Genomic DNA, 21,367 nt, shown 5'->3' on the forward strand with positions numbered 1-21,367 from the left:
GAGAGTGGTTTTATTGGATTCTGGTAGTTTATGGATTCAGATTGTAGTCTTAATAGGCTTAATAATAATGTCTGCATTTTTCTCAGCATCTGAAACAGCAGTAATGTCAGTCAGCAAGGTGAGGATCAGACACCTGAAAGAAAATGGCGTCAAGGGTGCCAGTGTATTAGAAAAGTTAATAGACCAGCCTAAAAAATTGCTAAGTTCAATTCTAGTAGGCAACAATGCGGTTAACATAGCTGCAACATCCATATCTACATCTCTTTTTATGAGTATATTTGGTAATCAGGGAATAGCCATGGCTACTCTTGTCATGACAGTATTGGTATTGGTTTTTGGTGAGGTAACTCCAAAGACACTTGCAGCCAACAACAAGGAGAGGGTATCTCTGGCCTTTGCTAAGATACTAAGGGTTGTAATTATAGTACTAACACCATTTGTATTTATTATAAATATAGTTACTAGCATAATATTCAAGATATTCAGGATAAAGGATGATGATCCAAAATCCCTGGTAACTGAAGAAGACCTAAAGATTATGGTAAATGTTGGCCACGAAGAAGGTGTCCTTGAGCATGAAGAAAGAGAAATAATCAATAATGTATTTGAATTTGGTGATATGAAGGCAGAAGATGCTATGGTCCAGAGGGTTGACATGGTAGCTATAGATGTAGAGTCAAGCTATGAAGATATTTTGGAGGTCTTTAAGGAAGAAAAATTAAGTAGGATGCCTGTCTATAAGGAAAATATTGACGATATAATAGGTATCTTGAATATAAAGGATATAATATTCTTGACAGATGAAGAAGAGGAGAATTTTAATGTAGAAAAATACATGAGAGAAGCCTTCTTTACCTACGAGTTCAAGAAAATATCCCAATTGTTAGAAGAAATGAAGCTGGCCAAGACCCAGATAGCTATAGTTCTCGATGAGTATGGTGGTACATCAGGCCTCCTGACAATTGAAGACCTAGTTGAAGTCTTGGTAGGGGATATCGAGGATGAGTACGATGAAGATGAAGAAGAAATTGTAAAGGTTGCCGAAAATGAATATATAGTTGACGGTGGGACAAAGTTGACAGATGTAAATGAATACCTTTACAATGAACTAGAATCTGATGAATTCGACTCTATTGGTGGATATATCATGGGTTATATCAACGGTCTACCAGAAGAGGGCCAGGAGATTGAACTCGATGAATCTACCAAGGTCAAGGTACTATCTCTTGATAAGAACAGGATAGAAAAGCTCCAGATGTTTGTTAAGGAAATAGAAAGAAATGATGATGAAATTTCCTTTAAGGAGTATATAGAAAAAGAAAATAATAAGGACAACGACTAGTCCTTAGGGGATAACTTATAAACCCAATAATAAAAGCAGGCTTTTAAAATAGGGCCTGCTTTTTAAAGTCCTAGTTTGTTGTATTATATATTAAGGTGGTGGTTATCATGAATATAATAGTTGATTTTCGTATGGATAATGAAATAAGAGGGACTTTGTCTGCTATGGGCTTTGAATTATGCAATTCATATGACCAAAGCCAACTATATGAAGGGCTAAGGGGACATGTGGACCTGTCGATATTTTTTGACGGGCAGACTTTTGTATGCTCAAATGAGTCCTACAACTATTATAGGGAAATTTTATCTGAAAAAATAAGGGGGAGATACAGGCTGGTCCAGGGGATAAAAAAATTAGAGACCAAGTATCCTGGAGACGTGGCCCTGAATCTTGCCTTTACGGGTAAGTATGCCATAGGAAGGTTGGAATCCTTAGAACCTAGACTATTAGATCTGCTGGAAGCTAGGCAGGACCTTCAAATAATTCCTGTCAAACAGGGTTATGCGAATTGTTCTATATGCCAGATTACGGATAGGGCTGTAATTACAGGAGACGAGGGTATTTACAGAATCTTAACAAATCAGGGTCTAGATGTATTAAAGATTAGGCCAGGATATATTGATTTAGGGGGGATGGACTATGGTTTTATAGGAGGGGCCAGTTGTGACTTGGGTCATGGCAATATAGGTTTCTTTGGTGACCTGGAGAGTCATCCTGATGGTGGTCTAATAATAGACTTCATTGAAAACCACGGCAAGAAGGTTATTTCACTGGGAAGAGGAAGGCTTAAGGACTATGGAAGTGGTCTGGTATTTTAGTTTGACTTGTATAGATTTTATAAGTGGTTTACGATTTTCTTGTATACTATAAGACCTATGAAGGTGAATTGCAAATTTTTATGAAATAAATGATAGTATTTATTATTGTCAAATATGAAAAATAGTAGTAAAATATAATTACCGACACTAGTGTCGGTTAGGAGGCCCCTATGAGAAAAAGATTAACTAGTGAAGAAAGAAAGAGAATTATACAAGTTAAGGCGATGGAGATATTTCTAGAAAAGGGATACAAGAATACGACCATGCAGGACATAGTTAAGGCAAGTGGCCTGTCAATTGGTGGTCTATACCACCACTACAAAAAAACATCAGAAATTTTATATGACATAATGGTTTTAGGATGTGAATACAGGTTTAATGAAATTGACAAGCAAGTTGAAGTCCAATCTGGTAACTTAACAGAAGAGCTAATGGCCAAAATTATTGTTGACAAATGTTTGGATGATAATAAATATATGCCTATTTATGTTATGCTTTTGCAGGAAATTCAGGATAATGATGAGTTGAGGGATTTATACTTAGGTATGAAGGAACTTAATGTAAAAAAAATCCAATCTATGTTGAAACTTGCAGGTTATCAAGAACTGTCAATGGATCGTTATAATTATTTGACGGATATGATTAATTCAATCATACTTGCCTGTGGTTTATTGGGTATTAGAGAAAGTTTCAAAACGAATAGGTATTTGCTGGAGGAGATGTTTTTATCGCTACTGAAAAAGGAAGAATAAGTGATTAGAAAGGTAGGTAGTGATGAATAAAAATAGTGAAGAATTATTAAGCATGAAACCTATTGATATTATGATAAAACTGTCTGTCCCAGCCATACTGGGTATGATAGTGATAGGTTTATATCCCTTGATGGATGGTATCTTTGCCGGTCAGATTTTGGGACAGGAAGAGATGACAGCTATAGGGATTGCCATGCCATTTACATTTTTTAATACTGGTGTATCAACCCTGATAGGTGTAGGTTCGGCTTCTGTCCTATCTAGAGCACTAGGCAAGAGGGACAGGGAAACCATTGACAAGATAATGGCAAATCTGTCTTTTTGGGTAATATTATTTTCGCTTATAATTACCGTAATAGGCCTGGTATTTTGTGAAAAGATGTTGGCCCTTGTTGGTGCTAGTGGCGATATCCTAAATTATGCAAGTAGGTATTTGAAGATAATTTTTGTGGGTTCTATTTTCGTTAATTTCACACAGGCTGCCAATATGGTAATGCGTGGTGAAGGCTTGATGAAAAAAGCCATGCTGATTATGGGGACAGGGGCCCTTATAAATATAATTTTGGACCCTATTTTGATGGTCAGTATGGGGGACTATGGTATCGAAGGAGCTGCCATAGCAACTATTACAGCCCAGATAATTCAGGCACTTGTAACCCTATATTATTTTAAGGTAAAGAGCCAGACCGTAAGGATAAAAGGTATACGAAATGAACAGGCCATATCCAAGGAAGTCTTTGGGGTAGGTGTTTCTGCTATGATGATGCAGGTCTTGACGATTATCCAGCAGAGTCTGTTATATAGTCAAGCTTTTAAATATGGTGGAGACCAGGCTGCAGCAGTTATGGCTGTTGGTCTCAGAATTATGGCCTTTTCATTTATACCAATATGGGGTATGAGCCAGGGGTTACAGCCGGCTATAGGAGCCAATTATGGGGCGGAAAACTACGAGAGGGTAAGGTCTATTTTTAAGGTATTCGTGGTAGGGTCCCTGGTTTTGGCTGGAGTATTTTGGATACCATCAGAGATTTTTGCCAAGGATATGTTGATGCTTTTTGGTATCAAGGGAATGACTTTGACTATGGGTATACCGGCTTTTAGGATCTTCTATAGCATATTTATACTTTACGGTATACTGATAATGGTATTGACATTTTTCCAGTCGATTGGAGACGGAAAGACAGCAGGACTATTGGTTATGCTAAAACAGATAATTCTGTTTGTACCACTTATATTTATACTCCCAATGGTCTTGGGCTTAAATGGAATTTGGTTGACCATACCACTTGTTGATTTATTGTTGGTAATTATAAGTATAGTAAAGTATAGGAAAAAATCTATAAGTATGGTTTAGTTTATTTTTATTGGTAAAGATAAGGATAATATATAATGAAAGGGAGGACACATATCATTTTTATGTCTACTGATTTCGATTTGTTAGATTTAGGTCGAATCTGGCCAGTAGGGTCATATAAATATGTGTCCTCCTTTATTGATCTCATTATTAACTTATAATAGTATTGGTCTTACAGGGGTTAGACCTTAAGCCTGTCTTTTATTATTTTCATAAGACAAAGGCAAGACTCATGGATATCATCATAGGTTTGGTCAAAATTGCCAGTATACCATGGGTCTGCTATATCTCTAGGGTGGTCGGTCAAGTCCATAAACTTCATAACCTTAGTTTGGTCAACCTCGCTGAACTCTCTTTTTATATTGTTCATATTATTTTGGTCCATAGTGAAGATGTAGTCAAATTCATCCAGGTCAGACCTTTTTAGCTTGCTTGCAAACATATTATCAACAGATATGCCATATTTTTTTAACTTATTCCTAGTCCCTGGGTGGACAGGATTACCGATTTCTTCATAAGAAGTAGCAGATGAATCGATAAATACCTTGTCACTCAAACCTTCTTCCCTTATCATATGTCGGAAAAGGGCTTCAGCCATTGGTGACCTGCATATATTACCGTGGCATACAAACATTATTTTTATCATATTAGTCTCCATTCTTATTCAAGAAGTTCTTTAGGGCCCCAATCATGCCAGCGTCGTTCTTTAGCTTGGCAAACCTGATTTCAGTATTGTTAAGGATAAGTGGAGTTAAATACTTGGCCAAGGCTACTTCTAACCTAGGTTTGAAGTAATCTTCTCTTGCCATTATACCACCACCAAGAATTATGATTCCTGGGTTATAGATGTAGGCAAGGGTAGATAGGCCTATAGCCAGCTTGTCAATCATCTTATCAACAGCATCTATATATACCTGGTCTCCGGCTTCTATCCTTTCAAAGACCATCTTACCATTTAGACTATCAGTTTCCAGTCCCAATCTTTTTTCCAGTCCAGATGTCATGGCATATGTAGAAGCAACATCCTCAAACCTACCACCTGGTATCATGATTTTACCTATTTCGCCAGCACACATGCACTCACCGGTAATTAACTGACCATCCTGGATCAGGCAGGCCCCAATACCAGTTCCAACTGTAATCATGCTGACCAATTTTCTGTCTGTGTTGGCTCCCAACCATAGTTCTCCTAGACCGGCACAGTTAACGTCATTTTCAAGGTGACAAGTTAAACCGGTTTCGCTCTCGATAATATCCTTGACCCTCATCATAGAGTAGCCTGGTATCAGGTGGTCATCTGCGTGCATGACTATGCCATTTTTAGAATCTATCATACCATGAGTAGATATGGCAACACCTTCCAGCTTATAGTCAGGTAAAAAACTCTTAGTCTTGGCAACCATCTTGTCAACTATACCCTTACCACCAAGGGTTCTGGCTTCTGAATTCATGCTGCCTTTTTTAACTATATTTCCGTTTTCTTCGATAATACCATAACCGATGCCAGTACCACCGACATCAAAACAAATGTATTGTTTCATATTCCTTAATTAAAATGTAATAAATACATTTTTCTCCCTTCTAAAATTAACTAATAACCACTAGTAACAAGACCTATTTTTAGAAAAAATATAGTAACTAGTAAATTGTAAGACCAGTATAATCTATATTTTGAAAATTTTCAATAAATTTTAAAAAAATATATTGCAATCGATTAATAAGTATGATATATTGTGTATAAAGTTAGCGAAACCGGTTAAGTAACTAATAAAAATAGAACTAAATCGGTTTAGTAGCTTAAAAAAATATTATCTGAGATGAAAAATATTGTCTGAGATTGAGGGGGTTGGATAGTGGAAAAGCAAAGGAAAGTTACAATGCAGACTGTGGCTGATGAAGCCGGTGTGTCAAAGGCAACTGTATCTAGAGCTATTGGAAATTATCCAGACATCAGTGATAGCACAAAGAAAAAGATCTTTGAAGTTATGGAGCGTTTAAACTACCATCCAAGTGCTATTGCCCGTAGTCTTGCCAATAGGATATCTAAAAATGTTGGTCTGGTTCTACCAGCAGACGATGATTTCTTTATGAATCCATTTTTCCAGGAAAGCCTGAGGGGAGTTGCCAAGACAGCAGGTAAGAGGGGTTATGATACCTTGATTGCCTATAATGGTAAAAACGAAACCAATGCCATTAAAAGGCTGGTAAATTCCAACAAGGTGGATGGGGTAATTCTTATGAGGTCAGTGATAGGTGATTCAACAGTGAACTACCTTAGGGATATAGAATTTCCTTTTATCCTAATAGGTAAAAGCGAGGAATACGATGATATCTATACGGTGGATACAGACAACGTAGATGCATGCAGGAAGTTAACAAATCACTTGGTTGGTCTTGGTTGTAAAAAGATAGGCTTTATAGGTGGTAAGAGGGATTCAATGGTTACTACTGATAGGTATGATGGTTATATCCAGTCAATAAGGGAAAATGGCTTGTATTTTAGTGATGATATGGTTGAGGAAAACGAATTTAATAAACTCGAGGGATATATGTCTATGAAAAAGCTTTTAGAAGCCAACGGAGACATGGATGGTGTAGTAATAACCGACTCCCTTATATTTTCCGGGGCTATTGACTACCTGTCTAGTGTTTGCGAGGAAAAGGATATAATTATAGGTGCCTTTGGTGCAGAATCAAATAGCTTTAACAAGAGCAAATACAAGGTTGTAAATATCGATGTAGGGTCTATGAAGATAGGTGAGTTTAGCTGTGAGAAACTAATCGACATACTGGAAAAGAAGGATGTTGACCTGACTGATATAGTGGACTACAAGATAGAAGGGTAAGTATTTAGTATTAATTAGGTTATATACTGATTATAAAAAAATTTATCACATTTACCTAAAGTAAATGCAATAGTTTTCCTTATAATGGGTATAACATATAATGCAAGTGTTAAAATTTTTAAAGTAAGTGTTAAATTTTTTAGGAGGTTTTTTATGAAGTTTAAAAAATTACTAAGTCTAGCTGCAGTAGGTGTGATGACAGCTTCTGTGCTAGCAGGTTGTGGAAATTCTGGTGGCGGTAAGTCAGGTGGCGACCAGGTACAGTTGGATGTATTCCAGTTTAAGGTAGAATTCAAGGACCAGTTCAATAAGTTGGCCCAGGAATATATGAAGGAAAATCCAAATGTTAAGATTAATGTAACTACTGTAGGCGGTGGTGGTGACTATGGTGCAGCACTAAAGTCTAAGTTCTCTTCAGGAAATGAGCCTACAATATTCAATATTGGTGGACCTCAGGACGTTAAGGACTGGATGACTAAGTTAGAAGACTTAACTGATGTACCAGTTGCTAAGGAAGCACTTCCAAAGACTCTAGATGGTGTAACAGTTGATGGTAAGGTATACGGTCTACCATTCAACCAGGAAGGTTACGGATTCATCTATAACAAGGCAATATTTGAAAAGGCTGGAATCAAGGCTGAAGAGTTAACTACTTATGCTAAGTTGGCAGAAGCAGTTAAGACTCTAGATTCTAAGAAGAAGGAATTAGGTTTAGATGCAGTATTTGCTCTACCAGCTAAGGAAGACTGGGTAACAGGACTTCACTTATCAAATGTATTCCTTTCTCCAGAATTTGACGGAGATATCAACAAGGCATTTACAGCTAAGAATGTAGAATTCAAGTATGGTAAGCAGTTCAAAGATGTTCTTGATATGCAGAACAAGTACTCTGTGCAGCCAACAGCAAGCTTAGACTACTCTCAGCAGGTTGAAAAGCTGTTCTCTAACGGTAAGGTTGCTATGATTCAGCAGGGTAACTGGGTATACAATTCTGTAGAACAGATAGATGCTGACCTAGCTAAGAACATAGGCATGCTTCCTATACCAGTAGAAGGTGTTGCTGAAGGTAAGTTACCAGTTGGTGTTCCAATGTACTGGGCAGTAAACAATACTAAGGATGACGCAACTAAGAAGGCAGCTAAGGACTTCTTAAACTGGGTTTATACTTCTGATAAGGGTAAGGAATATGTCCTAACTCAGTTCAAGTTTATACCAGCATATAAGGGATTTGACGAATCTAAGATCGGTGATCCTCTAGCTCAGATAATCTACAAGTATGCAAAAGATGGAAACACAATTAACTGGGTATTCATGGGATATCCATCAAGCTGGGGACAGAAGACTCTTGGATCAGAAATCCAGAGATATGTAAGTGGTCAGGCTAGTTGGGATGACATAGTTAAGACTTCACAGAAGGCTTGGGGACAGGCTAGACAGTAATAAATGATTAAATTGAGGTGCTGCGTGTTGATTTCAACTTGTCAGCACCTTATTTTGAAAAAGCAATAGGAGGCTATTATGAACAAAAAATTAGGTAAAAATGGTCTATTTTTCTGGTTGTTTCTAGCACCAGTTTTAATAGCACTAATCATGGTAGTTGTTATTCCGCTTTTATACGGTGTTTACTATTCTTTCACAAACTGGGATGGTATAAACACGCCAGTATTTGCGGGTATCACTAATTATATACAACTACTGGGAGATGAAGGTTTTAGGAATGCACTTTGGTTTACTACTAAGTTTGCAGTAGTGTCAATTGTTTTGATAAATGCCATAGGTTTGGGATTAGCCCTGCTTGTTACACAGAAGTTAAAGGGTAGCAACCTAATGAGAACAGTATTTTTCATGCCAAACCTTATAGGTGGATTGATCCTAGGTTTTATCTGGCAGTTCGTATTTATCCAGGGATTTGATGCCATAGGACAGGCAGTTGGAACACAAGCCCTACAGGGTTGGTTGTCAACTACTCGTACAGGTTTCTGGGGTTTGGTAATACTTACAGCTTGGCAGATGTCAGGTTATATAATGATAATTTATATAGCCCACCTAGAAGGTATACCAGAAGACTTGGTTGAAGCCGCCCAGATAGATGGGGCTAATGTCTTCCAGAGGTTTAGACATGTTATATTCCCACTAGTGGCGCCAGCCTTCACAGTAAGTATGTTCTTGACACTTTCTAACTCATTTAAACTTTATGACCAGAACTTGTCATTAACAGGTGGAGCGCCTTATAACTCAACTCAGATGGTTGCTATGAACATCTACAATACAGCCTTCTTGGAAAACAAGATGGCCTATGCCCAGTCAAAGGCACTTATATTCTTTATAATCATAGCAGTAATATCACTAACTCAGGTTTACTATAACAAGAAGAGGGAGGTGGAGATGTAATGAGCAGTACAAAAAAGAAAAACATAATACTAGGTATTCTTGGAACAATATTGAGTTTACTTTGGTTGAGTCCATTTTACTTGATGGTAGTCAACTCACTAAAGACAAAGAAGGAAATATTTGAATCTCCACTTAAGTTAACATCAGGGATACAGTTTGAAAACTACAAGCAGGCAGCAGAAAATTTGAACTTTGCACAGACATTTACAAACTCTATAATTATAACTGTTGTCAGCGTAATAATTATAATAGTATTTTCGTCAATGGCAGCATATGCCCTTTCAAGGGTTAAGTCAAAGGTTAGTTCAATAATCTTCTTCGTATTCGTTGCAGCCATGTTGATACCTTTCCAGGCAGTAATGATACCACTAGTATCATTCTTCGGTAAGTTGGGTATGCTAAACAGGCCAGGTATAATGTTCCTGTACCTAGGATTTGGTTCATCAATGGCCATCTTCCTATACCACGGAACAATCAATGGTATATCAAGGTCACTTGACGAAGCGGCAATTATAGATGGTTGTAATAGGTTCCAGGTATTCTGGTATATTATATTCCCAATCCTTAAGCCTATTACAGTAACAGTGGCTATCCTAAACACAATTTGGATATGGAATGACTACTTGCTACCATCTTTGGTAATAAACAAGTTGGGTTCAGAAACTATACCGCTAAAGATGTTCTTCTTCTTCGGTGAGTATACTAAGCAATGGCACCTAGCCCTAGCTGGCTTGACAATAGCAATTATACCGGTAATCATCTTCTACTTTATAGCTCAGAAGCAGATTATAAAGGGTATAACAGCCGGATCAGTAAAATAGGTTTACAAACGTAGGGTTTTAAAGTCGCTAGTTCTATCTTAGTTAATAAGATAGACAAGTGTAAAATGGCCAGAAAATCCACGGAACAAGGAGGGAATATGGAATTCGAATACAATGAATTTAAAGTAATTGAAAATGAATTAAATAAAGATGAACTAAGATTTTCGGAGAGCATAATGTCCCTTGCGAATGAGTATATGGGTATGAGGGGTAATTTTGAAGAAAAATACTCAGGAGATTCCCTACAAGGTACTTATATTGGGGGTGTTTGGTTTCCGGACAAGACTAAGGTAGGCTGGTGGAAAATTGGATATCCAGAATACTTTGGTAAGATGATAAATTCACCTAACTTTATAGGTATAGGTGTAAGTATAGATGGTCAAGAACTTGACCTTAATGTAGAAGATATAGTTTCATACAGAAGAGAACTAGATATGGAAAAGGGGCTTTTAAAGAGAAGCTTTCAGATTAAAAGGTCTGGTAAGACTTTTCAGATAGGTGTAGAAAGATTTGTGAGTATAGATACTAAGGAAATATGTGCTATCAAGTATTCTGTTAAGGCCCTAGACTCTGATGCAGTAGTGGAATTTCTTCCATATATCGATGCTGATGTTGAAAATGAAGATTCTAACTACGAGGAAAAGTTCTGGCAAGTATTGGACAAGGGTGCCCATGAAAATACTGGTTACCTAGTTTCCAAAACTATAGAAAACAATTTTGGTGTTGAGAGGTTTACCATATGTAACTATATGGTTTCAAGACTATACTCAGACCAGGGTCAAGACTACAAGTTTGAGGCATCTATGGATGACGAATCTGTGTCAACCAAGGCGGTATCAAAACTGGGGCCTGGACAGGAACTTATCTTAGAAAAGATAATAGCCACAACGACTACTAGGGACCACAAGGAAGAAGACCTAGCACTTGTGGCAGGGGACCTTGCCAAGGAGGCAGCAGGGGCTGGTTATGACAACTTGTTTGAAAGACATGCCTTAAAGTGGAGACAGAGGTGGGATATAGCCGATGTAGTAATCAAGAACAATCCAAAACTACAGCAGGGTATTAGGTACAATATATTCCAGTTGTTCTCAACCTATTATGGGGATGACCTAAGATTAAATATAGGGCCTAAGGGCTTTACAGGAGAAAAGTATGGTGGAGCAACCTATTGGGATACAGAGGCATATATTATACCTATGTACCTATCTACAGCCCCACAGGAAGTTACTAGGAACCTACTACTATACAGGTACAACCAACTAGCTGAGGCCTACCATAATGCTAATATGCAGGGACTAAAGGGAGCCCTTTACCCAATGGTTACCTTCAATGGTATAGAGTGCCACAATGAGTGGGAAATAACTTTTGAAGAAATCCATAGAAACGGATCAATTGCCTATGCAATATACAACTATGCGAACTATACTGGTGACTATGAATACATAGTAGATTATGGTATAGATGTATTAGTTGGAATATCGAGGTTCTGGGCAGATAGGGTCCACTATAGCCAGAGAAATAGAAAATACATGATTCATGGTGTAACTGGACCAAACGAATATGAAAACAATGTTAATAACAACTGGTATACCAATACTATAGCAGCCTGGACCCTTGAATTTACTATGGCCATGGTAGACAAGCTAGGAGATAAATTAGGCCCTAAGTTGGCAAGTTTGGATATTGACCAGGATGAATTAGGTAGGTGGAAGGATATAGTTGACAATATGTATTACCCATACGATGAAGATTTGGGAGTCTTTGTCCAGCATGATACCTTCCTTGACAAGGACCTACAGCCAGTTGATGCCTTGGCAGATAGCGACAGACCGCTTAATAAGAACTGGGCCTGGGATAAGATTTTAAGATCTTGTTATATAAAGCAGGCAGATGTCCTACAGGGTATCTACTATTTTGGTGATAGGTATGCAGATGAAGAAAAGAAAAACAACTACCTATTCTATGAACCAATGACAGTTCATGAGTCAAGTCTATCAGCTTGTATACACTCTGTATTAGCTTGTGAAATTGGCTTAGAAGAAAAGGCGGTAGGCATGTATGAGAGGACGGCCAGGCTTGACCTAGATAACTATAATAAGGATACTGATGATGGCCTACATATAACAAGTATGTCAGGTGCCTGGATGTCTATAGTTCAAGGTTTTGCAGGTATGAGGACCTATGATGGTCACCTATCATTTGCCCCAATCCTACCAGGTGACTGGGATGGATATAGCTTCAATATAAACTATAGGGGTAGGTTGATAAACCTAGATGTAAACCAGGATGAAGTATCTATTAGTTTGAAAAAGGGAAGCCCTATAGACCTAGATATATACAAGGAAAAACACTTACTTGAAGATAAATTAGTAATAAAGCGAGGATAATATATGCAGTGGTGGAAAAAATCAGTGGTCTACCAAATATATCCAAGAAGTTTCTATGATTCTAATGGGGATGGACTTGGAGATATAAGGGGTATAATATCAAAATTAGACTACTTGGTAGACCTGGGGATAGATGTAATCTGGTTGAGTCCAGTATACGAATCTCCCCAAGACGATAATGGCTATGATATTAGCGACTATAGGAAAATATGGTCAAGCTTCGGTACAGAGGAAGACATGTTTGAACTAATAGATGAGGCCCATAAGAGGAATATAAAGATAGTCATGGATCTTGTAGCCAACCACACAAGTGATGAACACAAGTGGTTTGTGGAGAGTCGTAAGTCAAAGGACAACCCATATAGGGACTACTATTTTTGGTCTGACAAGAAAAACAACTGGGGTTCATTTTTCTGTGGGTCTGCCTGGCAGTATGATGAAGCTACAGGAGAGTACTATCTCCACCTATTTACAAAGAAACAACCAGACCTAAATTGGGAAAATCCTACCGTTAGAAACGAAATCTGGGATATGATGAAGTTTTGGATGGACAAGGGAGTAGATGGATGGAGACTAGATGTTATTAGTTCCATATCTAAGTACACGGATTTTCCAGACTACGAGAATGGTCAGGGTGAATACATAATAGGTGACTACCATATGAATGGACCAAGATTACATGAGTATATACAGGAGATGAACAGGGAAGTCCTATCAAAGTATGACTGTATGACAGTTGGAGAGGCACCTGGTTCACATCCTGACAATGCCCTCCTATTCTGTGGCCAGGATAGGAAAGAACTAAATATGATCTTTACCTTTGACCACATGATGCTTGATATCGTTGAAGGAACAGAGGCAGGCAAGTGGAAGCTAAAGGACCTAGACCTGGTAGACCTTAAAGACTCTTTTGCAGCATGGCAGAATGGCTTATACAAAAAGGGTTGGAATTCACTTTATCTGGAAAACCACGACCAGGCTCGTGTAATATCCAGATGGGGTAATGATACCGATTATAGGGTTGAATGTGCCAAGATGTTTGCAACTATCCTACATTTGATGCAGGGGACACCATATATATACCAGGGTGAAGAAATTGGTATGGTCAACTGCAGGTATGAGATAGAAGAATACCAGGACGTAGAGATTAGAAATGCCTACAGGGACTTGGTTCTAGATAGAAAAGTTTTATCCAAAGATGACTTTATGGAAGCTGTATATAAGATATCTAGGGACAATGCTAGGACTCCAATGCAATGGAACAATGAGGAACATGCAGGTTTTACTCAAGGCCAGCCCTGGCTTAGGGTCAATCCTAGATATAAAGAGATAAATGTTGAAGATGCACTAAAGGACAAAAATTCAATCTTCTACTATTATAAGAACTTGATTGAATTAAGGCATACTGACCCTGTCATAACGGAAGCGGATTTCAGGTTGATAGACAGGGAAAACAAAGAAGTCTTTGCGTATGAAAGATTTATAGATGGTAAGAGTATCCTGGTAGTCGCAAACTTTGGTTCAAACCTGGTAAACTTTGAACTAGATAAGGCCTACAAAATAGGAAACTATGACCTGATGATTTCAAACTATGAAGACTTGGATATTAATGACAATATTGTGGCCCTAAAGCCATATGAGGCATTTGCCATAAAGAACTATTAGGCATGTAAGGTGGTTTTATGATAAAAGGAGTAATATTTGACTTAGATGGTGTCATAACTGACACGGCTAAATTACACTATATAGCGTGGAAGAACTTGGCCAATAGCATTGGCATTGACATCGATGAGGAATTCAATGAAAGCCTAAAGGGAATATCAAGAACTGATTCCCTGATAAGAATACTTGAGTATGGTGGTGTAAGAGACAAGTATTCAGACCAAGATATAAAAATTTTAACTGACAAAAAGAACGACGAATACGTAAAGCTTTTGGAAGATCTGACAAAAGAAGACATACTTCCAGGCATAGAAAACTTCATAAAAGAATTAAGAGATAACAATATAAAAATTGGGCTTGCATCGGTTTCTAAGAATGCCAGCAGGATTTTAGAAATTTTAGGCCTACTTGACCAGGTTGACTTTATAGCTGATCCGGCCAAGGTGGAAAAGAGCAAGCCAGCACCAGATATCTTTATAGAATCTGCTAGGGGAATAGGCCTAGCTATTGACCAGGTATTTGGTATTGAAGACTCCCAGGCAGGTGTGGAAGCCATGAGGGCTTGCAATATGAGGAGTGTTGGTATAGGTGTAGATGCAGACCTTAGACTTGAGACTACTCAAGACTTAAGTCTAGAAAAAATTGCTTTATATTTTGAATGAGAGGTAAGATAATGGCAACAGTAAAGCTAGAAAATATATGTAAATCATACGACAATGGATTCCAGGCGGCAAAAGATGTAAATATAGACATTAAAGACAAGGAATTTATAGTTTTAGTTGGACCATCGGGTTGTGGTAAGTCTACAACACTTAGAATGATAGCAGGACTAGAGGATATTACTTCTGGTACACTAAAGATTGATGATAGGGTAGTAAATGATGCAGAACCTAAGGACAGAGATATAGCCATGGTGTTCCAGAACTATGCCCTATATCCTCATATGAGTGTATATGACAACATGTCTTTTTCACTTAAGCTAAGAAAGATGGACAAGCAGGAAATAGACAAGAAGGTAAAGGAAGCTGCAAAGATACTTCAGCTAGAAAACCTATTAGACAGAAAGCCTAAGGCCCTATCTGGTGGACAGAGACAGAGAGTTGCCCTAGGTAGGTCTATAGTTAGAAATCCTAAGGTATTCTTGATGGATGAGCCCCTATCAAACCTGGATGCTAAGCTTAGAACAGAGATGAGAGCCCAGATATCAAAGCTACACAAGGACCTTGGAGCTACATTTATATATGTAACACATGACCAGACTGAAGCCATGACAATGGGTGACAGGATAGTTGTAATGAAGGACGGTGTAGTTCAGCAGATAAACAAGCCTAAGGTTTTATATGACAATCCAGTTAACAAGTTTGTAGCCAGCTTTATAGGTAGTCCCCAGATGAACTTTATGGATGCTGAAATCCTTAAAGATGGTGAAGATATAGTAGCAAGTCTACCAGGTAAGGAAGTAAAATTCCTAATACCTAAGGGTAAGGCTGCCTTCCTTGAAGAAAAGGGATATGTAGGTAAGACTATTACAATTGGTATTAGACCTGAAGATATACATAAGGAGAAAGTATTCCTTGATATGTCTGAAAATAGCCAGTTTAAGGCCGATGTAGTAATCAGAGAGCTAATGGGAGCAGAGATATATGCTTACCTTAATTTCAAGGGAACAGAATTAATAGCAAAGTTTGATGGTAGAAGTGATATAATGCCAGGTCAGACTCTAGACCTAGCCCTTGATATGAATAGAATGCACTTCTTTGATAAGGAAACAGAAGAAAATATCCTATTTGATGTAGAATAATATTTTCTATATTTCAAATGTTGTGTAGGATAATCCATAAATAATTTATAAGAATAGCCTTGGTGAGAGGAAAACTCCTCGCCAAGGCTGTTTTTTATAAAAATATACTTTTTAAATAGACATAATAGGAGGGCTGTTTAAAATAGATTACAGCTTATTTATTGACAGACTTTTTTCTGTAATTGAATATGTAATTTGAAAGAGTAAATATTAGCAATAAAAGTATATAATAGGGTATATTAGCTTGTCTATTATTGACAATAGAGTAAATGATTGAAATTACAAATAATATTATACAATAAATTTCTTTTTTAATAAATGTATTTAGCATAGTGAATTTCCTCCTAAAAATATTCGTTATCTATCAACCAATATATCATCTATAAAATATCATGTCAATAATAATCATTAATTAATTTAAAATTTTCAGAAAATTAATATCTTCTGGATAGCGTTTAAGGAATATGACTGAAATAATTATTGGAGTTTATTATATAAAACCTGGGCGTCTAAATATATATAACTATTTTTCTTGTTAATTTTGGTGATAATGTATATATGGGGTCAGAATTCATATTAATATACAGAATAAATATAAAAATAAAAAAATTCTTGAAAAAATGTTAAAAATATTTTATGATTTAGTTAAGAGGTCTTATAGAGATTCATCATGAGATAGTTTATAAAAAATGTAATAAGTAATAGATAATCTAGTCTTTCAAGTAAAAACACAGTGTATGTAAAATAAATGAGTCCTTTATTTATGACATATTAAATAGCAATACGACTGTGGCTCAAAATTAAATTTTACTATTTAAATATCTAATATAGTTTAAGGGGAGAAATAATATGATACTGAATTTAGTGTATAGAAATATGATTAAGAATAAAAAAAGAGCATTATCAATATTTGTATGTCTCTTACTTAGTAATATATTTTTTATTACAAGTGTAATTGTATATAATGGAGTAAAGGAAAGTGAAATAAACAGTATAAAATATGAGATATCTCCTGATAATTTCAAAGTCAAGTTAAAGGATAAAAATCAATTGGAAGAAATAAAATCCAGACCTGGAGTAGAGCTAATAGGTAGGTCTACCTATATTGATTCATCATCAGAAAAATCTAATACCACATTTAACATACTTAGTGTGAATAAGGATTATTTAAAAATAAATAAAATAGATTTATTATCCGGTAGAATGCCTGAGAATACAAATGAAATCGCATTAGAAGAATGGGTTTTAAAGAATTTAAAAAAAGATTTGAGGTTAGGCGATAGTATAGTCTTAAGTCAATATAACAATGAAAATACTATATCTAAAAATTATAAATTAGTGGGTATTTTAAGTGATTCACCAAATTTAAAATTAAATGGTAGCTTGCAAATATATGCTTTTAATAAAAATGCTGATAAAAACTTTCAGAATAACACATACAGTCTGGTAATTGATAAGAAGTATTTGAAAGACTTTGAAGATATGCTTATAGGTATTGGAATAGATTCAAAAGATATAAGTATAAATAGAATGCTCAATACTGCAATGCTATCCAAAAGTTACAAGAATTTAATAGTAACTTTATTTATTATTTCAATTATAAATATTTATATCTTATATGCAATTTATAATATATATCTAATAGAGAGAAGTAAGGAATATGGGACCTATTTAGCCCTAGGTATGAAGAAAAAAACCCTATTTTCAATGAGTTTTTTAGAATTATTATTGATTGAACTAGCTGCATTTATTTTTGCTTGGGGAATAGTAGGATATATGACAAGTACGATTATTCCAAACCTTGTTAGTATATTTTCAACCAACATATCTTTAAATAAAATTAACTTAAGTATAGATTTCAAGTCGGTGTTAGGTATAATGGCTGTACTTTTGGCTAATATTATTGTTATTTTAACATTCTATACAAAGAAGATATTTAGATATACTAATGTTCAACTTTTAAATGGCAATATTGAAAATTATAGTAAGTCAAAAGAAGTTAAGCTCTTTAATAGAAACATTAACTCTAAACTTGCGATGGCCTATATATATAGGTATAAAAAGAAGATTCTATCTATCATATTATCCTTATCTGTATCCACGTCTTTAATCATTTTTGCAAGCTACTATATAAAAGTTGAGGACCAACAAAATAAGTATATGGCTGAGCTAAATAAAAATGAACTGGATTACAGTATTAGTATGCAACCGAGTAAGAATATTTCAGATGGCTTTAGTGAAAAAGATGTAAGAAAGTTAATTAGCATTAAGGATTCGAGTGGAAAGCCTCTAATAAGAAAAATAGAAAAAATTAATTCTTTATATTCCAGAATGGACCTGGAAAAAGATAAAATTAATAATATTAAGTATTTCAATGAATTAGGAAAACTAGAATATTATAAAAATGTTTTAAAGGGTGTATTGACTAAAAATAATGATAAATATACACTTAAATTATGTGCATTTGGATATGACGACAAAATGATAGCTGAATTAAACAAGTATAGGGAATCTGGAGATGTGAAAAACTTAAAAGGTAATGAAGTTATCCTTTATAATCCCGAAATAGATAAAAAACCTATCTTAAATTATAAGGTTGGGGATAAAATTAGTATTAGTTATCCAAAAGGAAACTCTGTAGATACGGAAAAATATTTTAATGGGTCAGAACTTGATTTGGATACAAAGGAATTTAAAGTAGTTGCTATTGTAAAAGGAAATACATATGCAGACTTATACTATGTAGCTAATGATTCAGCCCAGGTTATAATGACCAATAAGCAATTTGCTAATGCCTTTAATTTTGATGGGTATAAAACTATTAATATATATAAGCAACATAAGGGAATGAGTAAGGAAAATTCATATCTTGACAACCAGATATATAAGACATTTAATAATTATCAAGGAACTGCTGTACAAGATATTGAAAAAGAGAATAATGAGCTAAATGCATTAATACATAATAAGATGCTCTTAATTAAGGTAATAGCAGCTGTTATATTTATATTGGGAGTAGTAAACCTAGTTAATGTTATAGTTAATGAATTTTTCAATAGACTTTATGATTATTCTCTACTTAATAAATTAGGTAGTACACCAAAATCAATAAAGAAAATAACCGTGAGAGAAGGATTATACATAGGAGCCTTATCTGGTATAGTTGGTTCTATAATAGCTTTAATTATACAAATAATATATTACTTTAAAGTAGGTGTTTATTTAATTAACTTTAAATTTAATGTATATATATTGGATTATATTTTTATGGTTACAATTAATATCATTATTGGAATAATAGTATCAACACTGGTATATAGAAAGTGTGTAGAGGAAATAAAAGCATTAAAATAAAAGGAGAGTAGAATGAGTCAAATAGTCGTTAATAACATAAAGAAATACTACGGAAAAAAAGATAATATAGTAAAAGCCGTCGATGGAATTTCATTAGAGGTAGAAAATGGCAAGTTTACTGCTATAATTGGTACAAGTGGATCTGGAAAAAGTACCCTTCTACATTGTTTAGCAGGTCTAGATAAGCCAACTTCTGGAGAGGTTATATTAGGTAATAAGAACATATATAGTTTAAATGATGATGAACTGTCAAGGATAAGAAGACAAGAGTTTGGTTTTATATTCCAAAGTTTTAACCTTATACCAGTGCTAAATGTTTACGATAACATAATATTACCAATACAATTAGATGGTAAAAAAGAAGATAAAGAATACATAATGAATATAATAAAAAAAGTAGGATTAGAAGATCAACTTAAAAAATTTCCTAACGAATTATCGGGTGGTCAACAGCAAAGAGTGGCAATAGCAAGAGCTTTGTCAAATAAACCTGCTGTAATATTTGCAGACGAACCAACAGGAAACCTAGATAGCAAAACTACAGAAGAAGTGATGAGTCTTTTAAGAAGTACTGTAAGTGAATTAAATCAAACCCTACTTATGATAACACATGATGAAAATATAGCCAAAGAGGCAGATAGAATAATAACTATAAGTGATGGGAAAATAATAAAAGACGAAAGAAAATAAAGCTAGTTAAGGAAGCTTTTATGCTAGGAGTATCAAAATAGGGATTCAATTCTATTAAAAAATAAGTATGGGAAGTTTTATAAGTTAACTTTAAATGTGAATTATATATATAAAAATTAATTTACAGGTAGGATATATAAAAAATCTGAATTTGTAATGTGATAAGACATATGTTACAGAAATAAATAAAAAAAGAGAGATACTTTGATATAATAGTTTTTAACAACAAAAACAATATCAAAAAGGAGTATCTCTTATGAAAAGTATAACAGAAGAAATGAGATTTCGCCAGCGTTTATGTGAATATGCTTTAAAATATGTGTATGTTTGTAAATGATGTGAGACATTTTATAGAGAGAAAATAATAGAAATTTGGTATAATGGTTGGAGTTTATTCTCCAACCATTATACCAAATTTCAATAGGAGATAATCAACCTAAAACCTGCATAGGCAATCTGTTAGACTTATATAAATATCTTTTCATTTGTATAATCAAATCATCATATAAATAGAAGGTTAAGTTACTGTAAAATCGTTCTCTGCTTGCCTCATCTACCATAGTATATTGATAGAACTTATCGAGCATATCTCCAACATAACATTTTTGGGGTACATATTTAACATCAAGCTGCCATTTTTCACCTATATTGTCAGGGGTATGATACTTTTTAGGTATGTATTTTTTCTCTTTCTTTTTTTCATTTTTAAAGAATCCCATTTTTCTTAGAAGTCTAAAAAGAGAACAAGGGTGTCTCTTATAGGACTTATTTTTATTTAATTTAGCATATAATTCAATCATAGATATATTAGGGTTTCTTCTGATATAGTTTTTAATATGCCTAATTTCATCATCAGTATGAGCCTTAGGATGCTTAGAATGAGGTCTATGAGACTTATCTATTAACGAGGCTTTATCACCATCAAACTTCTTATTCCAACGCATAAGAGAGGCTTTAGATATCTTGTATTTTCTACATACAAACCTAATAGAGCATCCACTTCTATATGTTTTTACTGCGTGGTATTTTGTTTCTGAAGTGTGAGGCAAATATCTTTGTTTTTGTGCTATAATAGTATTCATAGAGAGAGTTCCTTTCGTTTTTGATTTGTGGTTATTTCAATTATACAGGATATTCTCTCTTTTTTAT

General features: G+C 35.1%; 17 protein-coding genes. 14 read left to right on the forward strand and 3 right to left on the reverse strand.

Going from position 1 to position 21,367, the window contains the following annotated elements; all coding sequences use genetic code 11:
• Positions 1–13: 13 nt before the first annotated feature.
• The 4 genes from HMPREF0634_RS02745 to HMPREF0634_RS02760 all read left to right on the forward strand — a co-directional run bounded on the left by HMPREF0634_RS02745 (position 14) and on the right by HMPREF0634_RS02760 (position 4,266).
• Positions 14–1,342 (forward strand): HlyC/CorC family transporter, encoded by a 1,329-nt coding sequence (locus HMPREF0634_RS02745; protein WP_007788776.1) that lies wholly within the window; start codon positions 14–16, stop codon positions 1,340–1,342.
• A gap of 107 nt (positions 1,343–1,449) precedes the next feature.
• Positions 1,450–2,160, forward strand: a complete 711-nt coding sequence (locus HMPREF0634_RS02750; protein ID WP_050786336.1) for a DUF6873 family GME fold protein — start codon at positions 1,450–1,452, stop codon at positions 2,158–2,160.
• Positions 2,161–2,330: 170 nt separating this feature from the next.
• Positions 2,331–2,912 carry a TetR/AcrR family transcriptional regulator gene (locus HMPREF0634_RS02755; RefSeq protein ID WP_007788767.1) on the forward strand — a complete coding sequence of 194 codons (582 nt, stop codon included), beginning with the start codon at positions 2,331–2,333 and terminating at the stop codon, positions 2,910–2,912.
• Between the two features lie 22 nt (positions 2,913–2,934).
• On the forward strand, positions 2,935–4,266 hold the full coding sequence (locus HMPREF0634_RS02760) for an MATE family efflux transporter (RefSeq protein ID WP_007788803.1): 1,332 nt from the start codon (positions 2,935–2,937) through the stop codon (positions 4,264–4,266).
• A gap of 181 nt (positions 4,267–4,447) precedes the next feature.
• Here the strand turns inward: HMPREF0634_RS02760 and HMPREF0634_RS02765 are convergent, their stop codons facing one another.
• Positions 4,448–4,912 carry a low molecular weight protein-tyrosine-phosphatase gene (locus tag HMPREF0634_RS02765; protein ID WP_007788792.1) on the reverse strand — a complete coding sequence of 155 codons (465 nt, stop codon included), beginning with the start codon at positions 4,910–4,912 and terminating at the stop codon, positions 4,448–4,450.
• A gap of 1 nt (position 4,913) precedes the next feature.
• Entirely contained in the window at positions 4,914–5,807 is an 894-nt protein-coding gene (locus HMPREF0634_RS02770) for an ROK family protein (protein ID WP_007788789.1), read from the reverse strand.
• A 312-nt stretch (positions 5,808–6,119) separates the two neighbouring features.
• Between HMPREF0634_RS02770 and HMPREF0634_RS02775 the strand changes: the two genes are divergently transcribed.
• From HMPREF0634_RS02775 to HMPREF0634_RS02820, 10 genes are all read left to right on the forward strand, one after another.
• Complete coding sequence (locus HMPREF0634_RS02775) at positions 6,120–7,112, forward strand: LacI family DNA-binding transcriptional regulator (protein ID WP_007788759.1); 993 nt, start codon at positions 6,120–6,122, stop codon at positions 7,110–7,112.
• A gap of 153 nt (positions 7,113–7,265) precedes the next feature.
• The gene (locus HMPREF0634_RS02780) at positions 7,266–8,552 is read left to right on the forward strand and encodes an ABC transporter substrate-binding protein (RefSeq protein WP_007788786.1); all 1,287 of its coding nucleotides are present in this window, start codon (positions 7,266–7,268) and stop codon (positions 8,550–8,552) included.
• A gap of 78 nt (positions 8,553–8,630) precedes the next feature.
• On the forward strand, positions 8,631–9,503 hold the full coding sequence (locus tag HMPREF0634_RS02785) for a carbohydrate ABC transporter permease (RefSeq protein ID WP_007788771.1): 873 nt from the start codon (positions 8,631–8,633) through the stop codon (positions 9,501–9,503).
• On the forward strand, positions 9,503–10,324 hold the full coding sequence (locus HMPREF0634_RS02790) for a carbohydrate ABC transporter permease (protein WP_007788780.1): 822 nt from the start codon (positions 9,503–9,505) through the stop codon (positions 10,322–10,324). The genes HMPREF0634_RS02785 and HMPREF0634_RS02790 overlap by 1 nt, the downstream gene beginning before the upstream one ends.
• A 98-nt stretch (positions 10,325–10,422) precedes the next feature.
• Positions 10,423–12,711: a glycoside hydrolase family 65 protein gene (locus HMPREF0634_RS02795; protein ID WP_007788774.1), complete on the forward strand. Its 2,289-nt coding sequence runs from the start codon at positions 10,423–10,425 to the stop codon at positions 12,709–12,711.
• Between the two features lie 3 nt (positions 12,712–12,714).
• Complete coding sequence (locus HMPREF0634_RS02800) at positions 12,715–14,376, forward strand: glycoside hydrolase family 13 protein (RefSeq protein ID WP_007788769.1); 1,662 nt, start codon at positions 12,715–12,717, stop codon at positions 14,374–14,376.
• Between the two features lie 17 nt (positions 14,377–14,393).
• The gene (gene pgmB / locus HMPREF0634_RS02805) at positions 14,394–15,035 is read left to right on the forward strand and encodes a beta-phosphoglucomutase (protein WP_007788788.1); all 642 of its coding nucleotides are present in this window, start codon (positions 14,394–14,396) and stop codon (positions 15,033–15,035) included.
• 11 nt (positions 15,036–15,046) lie between these two features.
• Positions 15,047–16,174 (forward strand): ABC transporter ATP-binding protein, encoded by a 1,128-nt coding sequence (locus tag HMPREF0634_RS02810; protein WP_007788799.1) that lies wholly within the window; start codon positions 15,047–15,049, stop codon positions 16,172–16,174.
• 849 nt (positions 16,175–17,023) lie between these two features.
• Positions 17,024–19,528, forward strand: a complete 2,505-nt coding sequence (locus HMPREF0634_RS02815) for an FtsX-like permease family protein (protein ID WP_007788797.1) — start codon at positions 17,024–17,026, stop codon at positions 19,526–19,528.
• A 12-nt stretch (positions 19,529–19,540) separates the two neighbouring features.
• Complete coding sequence (locus tag HMPREF0634_RS02820; protein ID WP_007788778.1) at positions 19,541–20,218, forward strand: ABC transporter ATP-binding protein; 678 nt, start codon at positions 19,541–19,543, stop codon at positions 20,216–20,218.
• A 431-nt stretch (positions 20,219–20,649) separates the two neighbouring features.
• On the opposite strand, the gene HMPREF0634_RS02825 is transcribed toward HMPREF0634_RS02820, so the two are convergent.
• Positions 20,650–21,300, reverse strand: a complete 651-nt coding sequence (locus HMPREF0634_RS02825; protein ID WP_007788795.1) for a transposase — start codon at positions 21,298–21,300, stop codon at positions 20,650–20,652.
• Positions 21,301–21,367 lie beyond the last annotated feature (67 nt).

It is taken from the genome of Peptostreptococcus stomatis DSM 17678 (assembly GCF_000147675.1).
Lineage (GTDB): Bacteria > Bacillota > Clostridia > Peptostreptococcales > Peptostreptococcaceae > Peptostreptococcus > Peptostreptococcus stomatis.